This window comes from Pelomonas sp. BJYL3 (assembly GCF_027257975.1).
In the GTDB taxonomy this organism is placed as follows: Bacteria; Pseudomonadota; Gammaproteobacteria; order Burkholderiales; family Burkholderiaceae_C; genus Roseateles_B; species Roseateles_B flavus.
Genome location: NZ_JANZKX010000001.1, coordinates 577836 through 592149, shown reverse-complemented (window position 1 = coordinate 592149; position 14314 = coordinate 577836). Strand labels below are relative to the sequence as shown.

The 14314-nt window shown below is 71.0% G+C and carries 10 protein-coding genes; 2 read left to right on the top strand and 8 right to left on the bottom strand.

Translation table 11 applies throughout. The annotated features are described in order from the left end of the window. Positions 1-94: 94 nt before the first annotated feature. Positions 95-1324, top strand: coding sequence for a bifunctional glutamate N-acetyltransferase/amino-acid acetyltransferase ArgJ (argJ, locus tag O9Y01_RS02645; protein WP_269629930.1), 1230 nt, complete (start codon positions 95-97; stop codon positions 1322-1324). A gap of 25 nt (positions 1325-1349) precedes the next feature. Here argJ and O9Y01_RS02640 read toward each other — a convergent pair whose 3' ends face one another. After that, positions 1350-2885: a hypothetical protein gene (locus O9Y01_RS02640; RefSeq protein WP_269629929.1), complete on the bottom strand. Its 1536-nt coding sequence runs from the start codon at positions 2883-2885 to the stop codon at positions 1350-1352. Between the two features lie 278 nt (positions 2886-3163). Here O9Y01_RS02640 and O9Y01_RS02635 point away from each other — a divergent pair, with 278 nt between their 5' ends. Then, on the top strand, positions 3164-4408 hold the full coding sequence (locus tag O9Y01_RS02635; protein WP_269629928.1) for a class I SAM-dependent methyltransferase: 1245 nt from the start codon (positions 3164-3166) through the stop codon (positions 4406-4408). A 65-nt stretch (positions 4409-4473) separates the two neighbouring features. Here O9Y01_RS02635 and O9Y01_RS02630 read toward each other — a convergent pair whose 3' ends face one another. The 7 genes from O9Y01_RS02630 to uraD form a co-directional block, all read right to left on the bottom strand. Next, positions 4474-6201 carry an MFS transporter gene (locus O9Y01_RS02630; protein ID WP_269629927.1) on the bottom strand — a complete coding sequence of 576 codons (1728 nt, stop codon included), beginning with the start codon at positions 6199-6201 and terminating at the stop codon, positions 4474-4476. Between the two features lie 536 nt (positions 6202-6737). Further along, positions 6738-7277 (bottom strand): YcnI family copper-binding membrane protein, encoded by a 540-nt coding sequence (locus tag O9Y01_RS02625; protein ID WP_269629926.1) that lies wholly within the window; start codon positions 7275-7277, stop codon positions 6738-6740. 30 nt (positions 7278-7307) lie between these two features. After that, complete coding sequence (locus O9Y01_RS02620) at positions 7308-9722, bottom strand: TonB-dependent receptor (RefSeq protein WP_269629925.1); 2415 nt, start codon at positions 9720-9722, stop codon at positions 7308-7310. Positions 9723-9881: 159 nt separating this feature from the next. Continuing rightward, positions 9882-10289 (bottom strand): DUF2946 domain-containing protein, encoded by a 408-nt coding sequence (locus O9Y01_RS02615; protein ID WP_269629924.1) that lies wholly within the window; start codon positions 10287-10289, stop codon positions 9882-9884. Positions 10290-10353: 64 nt separating this feature from the next. After that, entirely contained in the window at positions 10354-11154 is an 801-nt protein-coding gene (locus O9Y01_RS02610; RefSeq protein WP_269629923.1) for a substrate-binding periplasmic protein, read from the bottom strand. A 118-nt stretch (positions 11155-11272) separates the two neighbouring features. Beyond that, positions 11273-12532, bottom strand: coding sequence for a M20 family metallopeptidase (locus O9Y01_RS02605; RefSeq protein ID WP_269629922.1), 1260 nt, complete (start codon positions 12530-12532; stop codon positions 11273-11275). Then, entirely contained in the window at positions 12529-14313 is a 1785-nt protein-coding gene (gene uraD, locus O9Y01_RS02600; RefSeq protein WP_269629921.1) for a 2-oxo-4-hydroxy-4-carboxy-5-ureidoimidazoline decarboxylase, read from the bottom strand. The genes O9Y01_RS02605 and uraD overlap by 4 nt, the downstream gene beginning before the upstream one ends. Position 14314 lies beyond the last annotated feature (1 nt).

Genomic DNA, 14314 nt, shown 5'->3' with positions numbered 1-14314 from the left:
TTTTCCTTGCGGCGCTGCACCCATGCCGCCGATGTGCGGTCCTACAATCGCCGGCGAACGGCGCCATGGGGCGCCACCTGAAGCCTGCCGCACCATGCCCGTCAATCTCACCGCTCCCGATCCTGCCTCGCTCCACCCTGTTCCTGGCGTTCGCCTGGGCATCACCATGGCGGGCATTCGCAAGGCCAACCGCCGGGACCTCAGCGTGATCGCGCTGGATGAAGGCAGCTCGGTCGCTGGCGTGTTCACCAAGAACCGCTTCTGCGCGGCGCCGGTGCAGATCTGCCGCGAGCACCTGGCTGCGGGGCAGGGCATCCGCGCCATCCTCGTGAACACGGGCAATGCCAACGCCGGCACCGGCGAGGACGGCCTGGCGCGCGCGCGCCAGAGCTGCGAGGCCCTGGCCGGCCTGATGGGGCTGCAGCCCGCGCAGATCCTGCCGTTCTCGACCGGCGTCATCATGGAGACGCTGCCGGTGGACCGCATCGTCGCGGGCCTGCCCAAGGCTGTCGAGGCCCTGCGCGCGGACGCCTGGGCCGAGGCCGCCGAAGGCATCATGACCACGGACACCCTGCCCAAGGCCGCCTCGCGTCAGGTGCAGATCGGCGGCCGCACCGTGACGGTCACGGGCATCTCCAAGGGCGCCGGCATGATCCGCCCCAATATGGCCACCATGCTGGGCTATGTGGCCACCGACGCCCACATCGCGCCCGAGCTGCTGCAGGGCCTGGTCCGCGACGCGGCCGATGCCTCCTTCAACCGCATCACCATCGACGGCGACACCTCCACCAACGATTCCTTCGTGCTGATCGCCACGCACAAGGCCGGCCATGCGCGCATCGAGTCGCTGGCCTCGCCCGAGGGTCAGGTCTTGCGTGATGCTGTCATCGCGGTGTCCCAGCAGCTGGCGCAGGCCATCGTGCGCGACGGCGAGGGCGCGACCAAGTTCATCACTGTCAAGGTCGAGGGTGGCCGCGACGAAGCCGAGTGCCAGCTGGCCGCCTACGCCATCGCCCACTCGCCCCTGGTCAAGACCGCCTTCTTTGCCAGCGACCCCAACCTGGGCCGCATCCTGGCCGCGGTGGGCTATGCCGGCATCGCCGACCTGGACCAGACGCTCATCGACCTCTTCCTGGACGACGTGCACGTGGTGCGTCAGGGCGGCCGTCACCCGGACTACCGCGAGGAAGACGGGCAGCGGGTGATGAAGCAGTCGGAGATCACGGTGCGCGTCACGCTGCACCGCGGCCTGGCGCAGGCCACGGTCTGGACCTGCGACCTGAGCCACGACTACGTCACCATCAACGCCGACTACCGCAGCTGACCGGGCGGGCCTGGCCCGGTCGCGCTCAGAAGTCCACGGCGCGGGTGCGCAGGCCTCGGGCCACCAGCATGGCGTTGATCAGCTGGGCTTCCTCGCGGCTGGCGAAGGGCCAGACAGCGGCACGCCAGCCTTCGGGCGTCTGCAGCACCTGCTGCTCGAGCTGCTTCCTGCCCACCAGGGGCTGGATGAGGGGCTGCATCTTCTGCAGATAGGCCTCGGCCTCGGCCTTGCTGCCCATGACGGGGCCCACCAGGGCCACCAGCGGGGCGTTGTCGGGGCCGCTGGTGCGCGCGCCCGTCTCGCGTGACTTGCCTGCCGGACGCTGCGAGAGCGTCTCGGCCGCGGTGGCCGCCTCGCGGCTCGCGGCCGCCGCCGCGCTGGGGGCGTCCTTGGCGGTGCTGTCTCTGCTGCCTTCGCTGAGCCGCAGGGGCGGGCGTTCGATCTTCATCGCCGGGCGCACGACCGCCGGCGCCCTCAGCGATGGGCCGGCGCTGTTGGCGCGCTCGATGATCTGGTCGGTGGCGCGTGTTTCCTTGGGCGCGTCCTTGCCGGCCGCCTGGATGGGCTCGCGGGGCGAGACCCCGGACTTGCGCGGGGAGTCGGCCTCCCGGGACGGCACGGGCGAGCTGCCTTCGGGGCGGGTGACCAGGTGCGGCCGGATGTCCGGGGCCGAGGCCATGTTGTCCGGGAGCTGGCTGGCGCTCAGCAGGGGGCGCGGGGCCTGCCCCTCGCCGGGCTGGACAGCGCCCGGGCTGCTCGCCCCTGCCTCGCCGGCCTGCGGGGACGAAGCGCTGGCCGCGGCCATGGGAGCCGAGGCCGCGGTCATGCCCGCAATTGGACTATTCGCTGCACTGCTGGCCGCACTGCTGGCCGGGGCCGGCGCGGCAGGCGCCGGGGCGTCCGGGCGAGCCGGTGTCTTCTTCGATCCCATGCCGGCCAGCAGCACCAGGCCCAGCAGCAGCGCCATCAGCAGGCCGAAGGCACCGACCTTCACCGGGTGCAGGCAGCGTGGGCCGCGGATGTAGAGCCGCAGTCCGGCGCCCTGGGCGACCAGCACGCGGGTGCGCCCGGGGCCGGCATCGATGGCGGCGCTGAGCACATAGATTTCCTCCGGCCAGGCGCCGCCGCCGTCCACTGGTCCCTGGGCGGCCAGGGCTTCGTCGACGGGGATGTTGCGCAAGGGCCAGCTGCCGTCGTCTGGGCGCTGGCTGTAGCCGTGGCGGCGGGCGAACTCACCCGCCTGCGCGGCCGACACGCCGACCACGAACTGCTCGCTGAACACCGGCCAGCGCTCCCGCGACGCCTTGCCGCCCGGCCGCCAGGCCAGCAGGCGCTGCAGCAGGCCGGGCCTGGGGGGCTGCGTGAAGGAGGGGGCCGCCGATTCGGTGCCGGGCTCGCCCAGCACCGGTTCCTGGGCCTCGCGCGGCGGGCCGCTGCGCATGAAGGGCAGGGCCACCACGCCCATGGTGTGCACGTCCTGGGCTCGCACATGGCGCGCCAGCGGATGCCTGTTGTGCCAGGCGGCCAACTGGGTGGACAGCAGCGTTTCCAGGGCTTGCATGGCGGGTGGCAGGTGTCCGGGACGGCAGGATGGGGAGATACGACAGGGCGTGCGCGCCGTGCACGGCGCGATATCACGACGCGACACAAGCCCCGTTCGAGGGCATTGTCGCCGCAGTGTCCCAGCCGGCGCGCTGGGCCTAAGCCATGAATAGCCGGCAAGGCAACGCCCAGATCCGGTCTGGCCGGCCCCGGCTTGCGGCGCTGCAGGGGCGCATCGGGGACAATCCGGCATCCGTCCGGATTGCCACGGACCCCCGCTTTCCCACCCGCCCTCCCATGTTCAGCCACCTGATCGCCCCTGCCGCCCCGGCCCCCGATGCCGACGATGCCGTCGCCCGCTTCCTGCACAGCCTGCGCAGCGTGCTGGCGGGGCGCCAGGGCTTCAGGCTGAGTCTCTCCAAGCCCGAGGGCGGCGAGCCGGACCTGGAGCGGCTGATGGTGCGCGAGATCGAGCTGCGCGGTGAGCGCGCCCTGAGCTTTCTGTGGCGCTACAAGACCCGCGACATCACCAAGAACCACGGCCTGGAGGCCGGCCTGGACGAGCTGGCCAGCCTGCTGGGCCACCCTTTCCAGAACGCCCACCTGCTGACCGACAGCCGCGAGCTCCAGCTGGCCTACAGCCGCAAGGGCCGGCCCACGCTGCGGGTTGGCAAGCTCAAGCCGCCCGCCTCGGCGGACGAGTCCTCCGCCGAAGCGGCCAGCCACGACCGCAGCAAGCAGCGCCATCTCGCGATGGAGCGCCCGTTCTGGCGTGACCTGGGTCTGACCCACGAAGGGCGCCAGGGCCTGGAGCTGGTGCCGGCCATGTCCCGCAAGTGGAAGCAGATCAACAAGTTCATCGAGATCTTCGGCAAGGCCCTGTCGCAGTCGGCGCTGGCCAGCTCGCCCGATGTGCATGTGGCGGACTTCGGCTCGGGCAAGGGCTACCTCACCTTCGCCATGCACGACTACCTGCGCGCGCTGGGCAAGACCACCCAGGTGCTGGGCGTGGAGCTGCGCGAGGACATGGTGCGCCTGTGCAATGAGGTCGCCGCGCGCAATGCCTGCGAGGGCCTGCGCTTCGACCAGGGCGATGTCCGTGAGTACCGGCCCGAGCGCCTGGACGTGATGATCGCCCTGCATGCCTGCGACATCGCCACCGACTTCGCCATCCACCTGGGCCTGAGGGCGAAGGCGCAGATCATCATGTGCTCGCCCTGCTGCCACAAGCAGCTGCGACCGCAGATGCAGAGCCCGTCCCTGCTCAAGCCTCTGCTGCAGCACGGCATCCACCTGGGCCAGGAGGCCGAGATGATCACCGACGGGCTGCGCGCGCTGCTGCTGGAGTCCGAGGGCTACGACACCCAGGTCTTCGAGTTCATCTCGCTGGAGCACACCAGCAAGAACAAGATGATCCTGGCCGTGCGCCGCCCGCAGGGCATCAGCGCCGAGCGCCGGGCCCAGCTGCTGGCCCAGATCGAGGACATCAAGCGCTTCTACGGCATCCGCGAGCAGGCGCTGCAGGGCTTGCTGGCGGCCTGAATCCCGCCATGAAAAAGGGGCCCGCGTGGGCCCCTTCCTGCACTTGCCAGACGCGCCACGCGGGCTCAGTCCTCGCGGTGCAGCGAGGCCCAGGAGCGTGCCGCCAGGCCCAGCAGGGTCAGGCCACCCAGCACCGGGCCCGCCAGGATCAGGGCTTCGGCCGCCTGATGCAGGACGGGCCGGGCAGCCAGCAGGGCCAGGTCCTTGCGGAAGTACACGGCCAGCAGCAGCAGGGCGCAGGCGAGCGCCGGGCGGCGCAGGCGGCCGATGTCGCTGCCCATCACCTCGCGGGCGGCGAGCAGGAAGAGCGCCGAGGCCACGAAGACCAGGGTGAAGAAGGTCTGCATCAGCGGGGCGCCGTCGCCCAGCTGGCCGCGATGCAGCCAGGCCGGCACCCAGGCCAGGCACAGCAGGCCCAGCACCACGGCCGACTTGCGCGCCCGGCCCTCGGTCTTGTCGTCGCTGATGCGGTCGCCGGCCGGCTTGCTCATCATGGGCAGCACCAGCAGGCAGATCAGGCCGGTGGCCACGTCGATCAGCAGGGTCCAGCGGTAGCCGAAGGCCTCGGACACCACGCCCTGCCAGGTGGCGGCGATGGCGATGGCCAGGTTCATCAGCGCCATGTAGGCGGTGAACTGCGTGGCGGCGACCTTGGGGTTGGTCACGTCCATGAAGATGGCCGCGCGCGTGCCGTACATCATGCCGTTGAAGACGTTGTAGCTGATGGACGCGATCCACAGGGCCGTGATCAGGGCCGGCACGGCCGGACTGTTCGAGGGGCGCGGCATGTCGTAGCCGTTCAGGCGCATCTGCCACCACAGGTAGAGCACCGGGCCGCTCATCAGCACGATGTACAGGCCCAGCATGCGGCGGCGCCCCAGTTTGTCGGACAGCATGCCGCCGACCACCATGGAGACGGCCCCGACGATGGTGCACCACAGATTCAGCAGGGCCACGCCCTCGTCGTTCATGCCGAATTCCACAGCCAGGTTGGACTGCAGCGCCAGGCCCAGGCACATGGCCCCGACCGGCAGCAGGCCGAAGAACATGGCCGAGAAGGCGCCGCGCGAGCCCAGGAAGGAGCGGAAGGACTGCACGGCGAAGGCCTTCATCTCGCTCGCGGCTTGGCTCAGCGTGGCGCGGGGCGGCTCCGCCCCCACAGCCGCGCCGGCCTGCTGCTGCTCCAGCTGCTGCGCCAGCGCCTCCTTCATGGGCAGCACGATGAAGCCCGTCACCAGCAGGATGGACAGGGCCACCATCACGAAGCTGGGCTGGAAGCCCACGGTGCCCATCAGGTAGAGCACGCCGCTGCCGCCGACGGCCTGGCCGACATTGGCGCCGGCGAACATGAGGCCGTTGGCCAGGCCGCGCTCGTCCTCATGCAGGGTGTTGCAGGCCAGGGAGTCGATGGCCACGTCCTGCATGGCGCCGAAGGTGTTGTGGACCAGCAGCACGCTGGTGAACAGGGCCAGGCCGGTGGGCAGGGGCACGGCCATCAGCGCGAGGATGGTCAGGGCCATCATCAGCTGCGTGAAGAGAATCCAGGCGCGGCGATGGCCGAAGCGCTTGGAGCGGAACACATCGATCACGGGGCCGAAGGCCCACTTGAAGGCCCAGGGCAGGTAGAACGAGGCCACGAAAGCGCCGATGGCGGCCGGGCCCACGCCCATGCGGCGAAGCTGTGTCGCCACCGCGATGGCGGCGAAGCCCAACGGGATGCCCTCGGTGACGTACAGCGCGAAGAAGGCGCCCAGGCGGCCATTTCGTGTGGCCAGCAGGTTGGGTAATGTCATTCTTGTCCTCGACGCCGCGGTGCGGCGTTCCTCATTCCAAACGGACGCGATTATCCGGCGCCTCGGCAAGCGCCCAATGCGCGTGATCCCGGCCATGACCTTTGGCGGGACTGCCTCAGATCAAGGCAATAAAAAAGGCGGCCCCGGGTGAGGGGGCCGCCAGGAGGCGCCGACGAACGCTGCCCAAGAGACATGGCAGGAGCGATCCTGCCTGTGGGGCCGCAGCGTGGGATGGAGAGCCTGGGCGCCGAGCCGCGCAGATCAGGCGAGCCCCTGAGGGCACGCGGTCCGGGCGCGGTCGTGTGAGGAGCGGACGACTCAGCCCGACGGACAGGCCCGGGCGCAGGGATCCGCCCCGTGGGGGCAGGTCTTGCGGCCAGGGCCGCGGCGCAGGGCTTGTGGTGTGTGTCGAGGCGTCATGCATGGCATCTTCGCGCGGCGGACGTTTTGCAAAAGCCTGAAGAAGGCGGGTCGGCAGGCTCACTTAGATACGGGGAAGTTCCGGTGCTATTTCGCGTTTGCCGGCGTGCCGCGCCTCAGTGGGCGTGCTCGCCACCGCCCGGGGCCTTGAGCATCAGGCGCACCGCCGGGGCCTTGAGCCCGGCCGTGCTGGTGCCGCTGGCGGGCAGATCGGCCCAGTTCCATTCGCCCTCGGTGCAGCGCTGGTGGACCTTGAACCAGACCGGTCCCACGGACTCGGGCAGGCCGCCGCGCAGCACGAACTCCTCGTACCAGCCGTCCTGCAGGTAGTGGGCCTCGTCGCGGGCCGTCCAGCTGATCTCGGTGACGTCCTCGCGGATGGTCTTGCCATGGCTGTCATAGGGCTGGGCCAGGGGCTTCTTGCGGATGGTCAGGGTCCATCCTTCCTTGGGCTGGGGCTTGGCGCCGCGCAGGCCCTCGGGCAGCGTCACGGTGACCTGGGTGGTGGGTGCGCCGTCGCAGCCGTGGCCAATGCGCAGTACGGCCTTGTAGGGGCTGCCGGCGATGGCTTCGCCCTGCTCGAGCGAGACGTGGGCCTGGGCCTGGCTGCCCATCAGCAGGGCCAGGGCGGTGAAGAGGAACGTCGTGGATTGCATGGTGTGCCTTGGTGCTGGGCCTTGCGGCCGTCAGAGGTCGAACTTCAGTTCCGCGTGGAAGGTGCGCTGCGGATAGGGATGGAAGTTCCAGTACCGGTAGTTGTTGAGGTTGTCGATGCCGCCGGCCAGGCTCCACTGGCGGTTGATGCGCCACTGCACCCGCAGGTCTGTCGTGAAGTACTTGCTGGCGCCCTGGTAGGCGAAGCCGTTGGGGTCGCTGTTGTCCAGGGTGCTGTACTGGCGGCCGCTGTAGCGCGCGCCGTAGCTCAGGCTGAGCTCGGGGCTGAGCTGCCAGCTCGCCAGCAGGGTCGCGCGCCAGCGCGGCACGCGGGGCTGCCACTTGCCGACCACGTCGCCCGGCACGCTCACGTAGCCGCTGCTGGCCAGGATGCGCGAATCGGCGTAGGTGAGGCTGCCGCTGAGGCCCAGGCCCTTGAGCAGGCGCTCGGTCCAGCCGCCGGCCGTGCTGAAGGACAGCTCCAGGCCGTTGGTGCGCACGTAGTCCACGTTCTGAACGGTGCTGGCGTTGGTCGCCACGTTCAGCAGCGAGTAGAGCGCGTCACGGGTGTCCTCGCGGAACCAGGTGATGCGCAGCTGGCTGCAGGCCTCGCCCCATTCGGCGCTGAGCTCGGTGGTCCAGCCCTTCTCGGGGCGCAGGTCGGGGTTGTTGTTGATCACGCCGCCGGTCTTGCTGTCGAAGCCGCCCTGGTAGAGCTCGCTGACGGTGGGGAAGCGCACGGCGCGGCCGGTGCTGGCCTTGAGCATCCAGTTCTCGCTCAGCTGATGAGACAGCGCGGCCTTGGGCGAGAGGGCCTGCAGGCTGCGCTCGGCATGCCCCAGCACGCAGCGCTGGGTGGCGGGGTTGCAGGCGCCCTTGTCGGAGGTGCCGGTGTAGGCGGCCTCGGTGCGGCCGTCCAGCGCCTGCCAGTGCTCGGCGCGCAGGCCCAGCACGGCCTGCCAGTCGCGGCCCAGCTCCCAGCTGTCCTGCAGGTAGAGCGCATCGCTGCGTGTCTTGCCGGCAAAGAGCGAGGCGAAGCTGGCCGCGTCGCCCGAGCGCCAGTCGGCGGTGTTGTCCACGCGGGTGCTGAGCCTGCCTTCCTCGCGGGAGAGGCCGGCCTCCAGCACATGGGCGCCGCCCGGGCGCCAGACACCGCGGGCGCTCCAGGTCTTCCAGCCCGTGCCCTGCTGGTCGGTGAGACGGCCGGCCTCGGGCTGGGCCTTGCTGCTGGGGGCGTAGCTGCGGGTCTGGTCGCTGAGGTAGTCGTACTGGCTCCAGGCCAGGCTGTAGTCGAAGAAGCCCATGGTGTGGGACTTCAGCGTGAGGGCCTGCATGCGGTGCTCCAGCACGTCACGGCTGCGGCTGAAGTCCGAGGCGGCCAGGGTGTAGCGCCTGCCGTCGATGATCACGCCCTGGCTGATGTCGCCGCCGTAGCGGTTGTCCACCGTCTTGCCCTGGGCGTCGCGCAGATAGCTGCGGGAGCTGCCTTCGCTGCGGTTCTTCCAGTCGGCCAGCACATAGCTCAGGCGCAGAGTTGGGCTGAAGTCCCAGGCGAGCTTGGCCTTGAGGTGGTCCTGGGTGGTGTCGTACTCGGTGGCGCTGCCGATGAGGTACCAGTCCTGGTTGCTGCGGTTCTTCTCCAGCACCGCGCCAGTGACCACGGGCAGGCCAGCCCCGGGGGCCGTGCCGGTGCTCGAGAGCTTGCTGGCGAAGACCAGGGGCTGGCCGTGGCTCTGGCTGCGGCTGCCGTGCAGCCACCAGGCCAGGGCGCCGTCGCGGCTGCCGACCGAGAGGCTGCCCTGCGTGGCGCGGTAAGTTTCCTCCTGGCCGTGCAGGCGGTTGGGCTGCACGGCGGTGGCCACGCGGCCGTGGGCCTCGAAGGCCTGGGGCATGCGGGTCTGGTAGTCGACCACCGCGCCGACGGCGTTGCCCGAATAGCCGGCCGAGAAGGGCCCGTAGAGCACGTCGACCCGGGCGATCTCCTCCGGCGTCACCAGGCCCCAGCGCGGAGCGAAGGTGGCGCCGTTGCCCAGCAGGTTGGACAGCTGGATGCCGTCGGCAAAGACCAGGGAGCGGGCGCTGTTGCCTGTGCCCGAGGCGCGGGTGGAGAGCACAGCGTGGTTGTAGTCGCCGATGTAGCGCTTGCGCACCAGCAGGCTGGGGAAGTACTTCAGCGCATCCTCGGCATCGGTGGCGTTGACGGTGCGGGCCAGGGTGGCGGCGTCGATGCCCTCGATGGTGGTCGGGATGGTGGTGGGCAGCGAGGTGGGCGAGTTGCCATGCACGGTGACCACGCCCAGCTGCTTGGTCTGGGTGTCGCCCTGGTCGGCGACGGGGGGCGTTGCGGGCGGGGTGGCGGTGTCGGTCGTCTGGGCCTGGACGCTCGTGGCGAGACAGGCCAGGGCAAGGGCCTGCAGCAGGGGCTGCAGCGGGAAGGGCTTGTTCATGATGGAGGCACAGCGGTGCGCGGGGCCCGGGCCGGCTCAGGGCGGGGGCGGCCACGCAGTCCGTCACGACCGGCCAGGGCCGAGGGGCACGGGCAGGGCGGGACTGGGAGGGAGTTGCCGGCCGGCTGCCGCAAGACGCGGCGCCGGCGCGGGTGTCAATCAGAGAAGCAGGCTTCCCTGGGGCGGTCCGCGGGAGAGGGCGGGTTGCCAGACGCTGCGCTGTGCAGGCGAGGAGAGAAATCGTTCGGGCACCAGGGCCAGCACCCGGGCAGCCGTGGGCTGAACCGGGAGGACGGTCGGCAGCGGGGCGAGGTCCTGCTGATGGGCTGCGCAGAACTTGCAGTGGGCCGACAGGCCGTGGTCCTCGACGCCGCTGCGGCCGCCATCGGGCCACTCGCCCTGCTGGGCGCGGGGCGAGACCAGGCTGGCGCGGCAGACCTGGGTGAAGGGCGTCAGCTCACCCCGCTGGGCCGCCACCACCTGCGACAGCGCAGGCGCCAGCGCACCGAACCAGAGGCTCAGCAGCACGAGGCAGCGCATCAGCAGGGCGGGTTGGCGGGTGTTCACGGGCCGCAGTGTAGCCAAAGGCTTCCGCCAGTAACACGAACTGGATCAAGCCCGGAGGACAGGTTCAGGACAGGGTGGGATCGACGCCATGGTGCTGCAGCAGCTCCCGCCAGGCGGGATCCTGCAGCAGGCCGGCCACGGTCCGGCGCAGCCATTCGCTCTGCTCGGCGGGCATCAGCGGCGACAGCAGCAGGCGCCGCTGGTAGCGCTGGCGGGGCGTCTCGGCGAGATGGAGCCGGGCATCGAAGCCCGGCAGGCGCTGGCGCCAGCCGGCCAGTCCGCTGCGGGAGATGAAGATGGCCTGCACCCGCCCCATCAGCAGCATGCGCAGGCAGGCCTCCTGGCTGAAGGAGTCCAGGCGCTGCAGTTCACCGGTCTTCACCAGGGCCTCTGTCTCGGGGTAGACGTGGCCGAAGACGCCGCCCAGGGTCAGGCCTTTCAGCGAATCGGGGCCCTGGTAGTCGACCGGATTGGACTTCAGCGAGGCCACGAGGTCCTCGTCCTGCATCAAGGGCTCGGTCCAGATGAAGCGGTGACGGTCGGGGTCCTGGAACCAGGCGGGACTCACCCAGGGTACCAGGCCGGTCCAGTCGCTGCGCCTGACCAGCGCGGCCACCCGGCGGCGCGGCAGCAGCTCCTCATGCAGGGTCGGCAGCAGCGGCCCGGCGCGATCCTGCAGCAGGGCCAGCAGTGATTGCGTCAGGCCCTGGCCCGGGCCGGTGGAGAAGGGCGGGTAGTCGTAGTAGCTCAGCACCGGCAGGACCGGTGGGCCCGCCGCCCTCGCCCTGGCCCCGCTGCCCACCCCGGCCAGCGGGGCCAGGGCGAGGGCGAGGCAGTGTCGGCGTCGCAGGGCGGACTCGGGCATGGCGGCTCCAGCGTGGCAGGGACCTGACTTCGGGAGTGATCCCCCGCAGGCCCGCAGTATGCGCTCAAACCCCTGGCCGGCGACCTGCCGGCAGTGCGCCCCTGCAACGGCGGCGGTATCAGGCGCAGAGCAGATCCAGCAGCGTGCGGGCCACGACCTGGGTGGCCCGCCGCAGGTCGTCCAGCACCAGGTGTTCGTCGGCCCGCTTGGCATTGGACTCCAGCACGGTGCGCGGCCCGGCGCCGTAGATGGCGGCCGGGATGCCCTGCTCGCCATAGAGGCGCACATCGGTGTAGAGCGGCGTGCCGGAGGTCGGGATGGGCTCCCCGAACAGGGCCTGGCCATGGCGCTGCAGCGGCTCCACCAGGCGCTCGTGCCCCGGCAGCGGCTTCAGCGAACGGGCCAGCAGCAGGCGCCGGATCTCCACCGTGCCCGCAAAGCCCTGGGCCGCCTCGGCGATCACCTGGCGCAGCTCGGCCTCGACCTGCACCGGGTCCTCCTCGGGAATCATGCGGCGGTCCAGCTTCAGCACCACCTTGCCGGGGACGACGTTGGTGTTGGTCCCGCCCTCGATGCGGCCCACGTTCAGGTAGGGATGCTGGATGCCGGGCACCTGGCTGCGGAGCTGGCGGTAGCGCTCGTTCTGGGCATACAGCGCGTTGAGGATCTTCACCGCGCCCTGCAGGGCGTCGATGCCGGTGTCGGGGATGGCGGCATGGGCCATGCGGCCGTGCACCGTGAGCTCCATCTGCAGGCAGCCGTTGTGGGCGGTCACCACCTGGTAGCTGAAGCCGGCGGCCAGCAGTAGATCCGGGCGGGTGAGGCCCTTCCTGAGCAGCCAGCCCGGGCCGAGCTCGCCGCCGAACTCCTCGTCGTAGGTGAAGTGCAGTTCCACGCCGCCGCGCAGGGGCTGCTGCAGGCTCTCCAGTGCGCGCAGGGCGAAGGTGTAGGTGGCGAAGTCGCTCTTGCTGACGGCGGCGGCGCGGCCATAGAGCCGGCCGTCCGCCACCTCGCCGCTGTAGGGGCCGTGGGTCCAGCCCTCGCCGGGCGGCACCACGTCGCCATGGGCATTGAGCGCGATCATCGGGCCGCCCTCGCCGTAGCGGCGGCGCACGATGAGGTTGGTGATGCTCTGCAGCCCGGCGGCCTCGACCTCCTCCTGCGGCACCGCATGCGGCTCGGCCTGCAGCCCCATGGTGGCCAGCAGCTCGGCCGTGCGCTGGGCATGGGGCGCGTTGTTGCCGGGCGGCGTGTCGGTGGGGACCTGGACCAGGGCCTGCAGATAGGCCACCTCCTCCTCGAAGTGGGCGGCGATCCAGGCGTCCAGCTGCGCGTAGAGCGCCTGCCTGTCAGGGGTGGGGGGGATGATGGGGCTCATGACTGGTGTTCCTTGCTCAATCCATCCAGCAGCGCCAGCAGGGCGCGCACGGCGAGGTCGGCATCGTCGTTGCTGACCGTTTCCAGCGGGTTGTGGCTGATGCCCAGATTGCCGCCGCGCACGAAGAGCATGGCCTGGGGCAACGCCTCGTGGATCTTCATGGCGTCATGGCCGGCGCCCGAAGGCAGGCGGTGCACGGGCAGGCCCAGGCTCTGCACAGCGGCTTCCCAGCGTGCCTGCCAGGCTGTATCGCTGGGCGCGGCCGAGGCCACGACGGTGGGCGTGAGCGTCCACTGCAGGCCACGGCGTTCGCAGATCGACTGGAGGCGGGCGCGCACGGCCGCATCCAGGGCATCGCGCTGGGCATCGTCGCCCGCGCGCAGGTCCAGGCTGAAGCGGCAGCGGCCGGGCACCACATTGATCGAGCCGCCCGGCACCTCCAGCAGCCCCACGGTGCCCACGGTGCCAGGTCTTGCCTGCGCCTCGTGCTCGACGGCCAGCACCAGCTCGGCGGCGGCCGCGGCGGCGTCGCGGCGCCGGTCCATGGGCGTGGTGCCGGCGTGGCTGGCCAGGCCGGTGATCTCGCCCAGGTAGCGGCGGCTGCCGTTGATGGAGGTGACCACGCCCAGGGGCAGGTCCAGCTCGCACAGCACGGGGCCCTGCTCGATGTGCAGCTCCACATAGCCCAGGTAGCGGGCGGGATCGCGCCGCAGGGCCTGGATGGAGGCCAGCGTGCCGGGATGGCCGGCGGCGCGCAGGGCGTCCTGCAGGCGGATGCCCTCGGCGTCCTGCTGATCCAGCCAGGCCGGGTCGAAGCGGCCCACCAGCGCGCTGCTGCTGAGGAAGGTGGCGGCGAAGCGCTGGCCCTCCTCCTCGGCAAAGGCCACCAGCTCCAGCGTGAAGGGCAGGCGGCGGCCCTGCTGCTTCAGCTGGCGCACGGCCTCGATGGTGGCCAGCACGCCCAGCCGGCCGTCGTGGCGGCCGGCGTTGCGCACGGTGTCGTAGTGGCTGCCGGTGAGCAGGCGCGGCGCGTCCGGCCGCGTGCCGTGCAGAAGGCCCACCACATTGCCCAGCGCGTCGACGCTCACGTCGTCGAAGCCAGCGTCCTGCATCGCCAGGGTCAGGTCTTGCGCGACGGCCTGGTGGGCCGGCGTCATGTAGGTCACGCAGAGCTGGCCCTGCTCGGCGAAGGGCGTCTCGGAGTGGCGGGCCAGGTGATCGGCGGCGTCCAGCACTGCGTTGCCCAGCAGAGGCGGCGCGGCGAACTTGTCGTCCAGCCGGATCTCGGCGATGCGGTGGATGTTGCGCAGGCACTCGGCGCGCTCCACATCGGGCGGTGCGTGCAGACGGCGCTCGAAGGCCTCGATGATGGCCTGGCGCGAGAGGCCCAGGCCCCGCGGGCCGCGCACCGCCAGGATGAAGGGCCAGCCGAAGCGCTCGCCATAGGCCTTGTTGAGCGCCTGCAGGCGCTCGAACTCGGCGGGGCTGCAGTGCTGCAGGCCGGCGCGGCTCTGCTCGTCGGTGGATTCGGCGGTCAGCTGGCCCGCGACGGCAGCCTTGCCGGCCAGCTCCGGATGGGCGCGGATCAGGCCCAGCTGCTCCTCCAGCGAGGCCTGGCTCACCGCCTGAGCCAGGGCCAGCTTCAGGGCGGCCAGGCTGGCGAAGGGGCGCTGTGCGGCGGCGCGGCCGGCGATCCAGGGCGAGTGTTCGTAGACGCCGTCCAGCGCGGCTACGAAGGCCTCGTCGTCCAGGGTGTTGAGGTGTTGGAGGTCCAGGCTCACG

Excerpts from the sequence above, each read along its gene's own strand:
- argJ (WP_269629930.1), top strand. The coding sequence starts at position 95 with ATGCCCGTCAATCTCACCGCTCCCGATCCTGCCTCGCTCCACCCTGTT.
- O9Y01_RS02640 (WP_269629929.1), bottom strand. The coding sequence starts at position 2,885 with ATGCAAGCCCTGGAAACGCTGCTGTCCACCCAGTTGGCCGCCTGGCAC.
- O9Y01_RS02635 (WP_269629928.1), top strand. The coding sequence starts at position 3,164 with ATGTTCAGCCACCTGATCGCCCCTGCCGCCCCGGCCCCCGATGCCGAC.
- O9Y01_RS02630 (WP_269629927.1), bottom strand. The coding sequence starts at position 6,201 with ATGACATTACCCAACCTGCTGGCCACACGAAATGGCCGCCTGGGCGCC.
- O9Y01_RS02625 (WP_269629926.1), bottom strand. The coding sequence starts at position 7,277 with ATGCAATCCACGACGTTCCTCTTCACCGCCCTGGCCCTGCTGATGGGC.
- O9Y01_RS02620 (WP_269629925.1), bottom strand. The coding sequence starts at position 9,722 with ATGAACAAGCCCTTCCCGCTGCAGCCCCTGCTGCAGGCCCTTGCCCTG.
- O9Y01_RS02610 (WP_269629923.1), bottom strand. The coding sequence starts at position 11,154 with ATGCCCGAGTCCGCCCTGCGACGCCGACACTGCCTCGCCCTCGCCCTG.
- O9Y01_RS02605 (WP_269629922.1), bottom strand. The coding sequence starts at position 12,532 with ATGAGCCCCATCATCCCCCCCACCCCTGACAGGCAGGCGCTCTACGCG.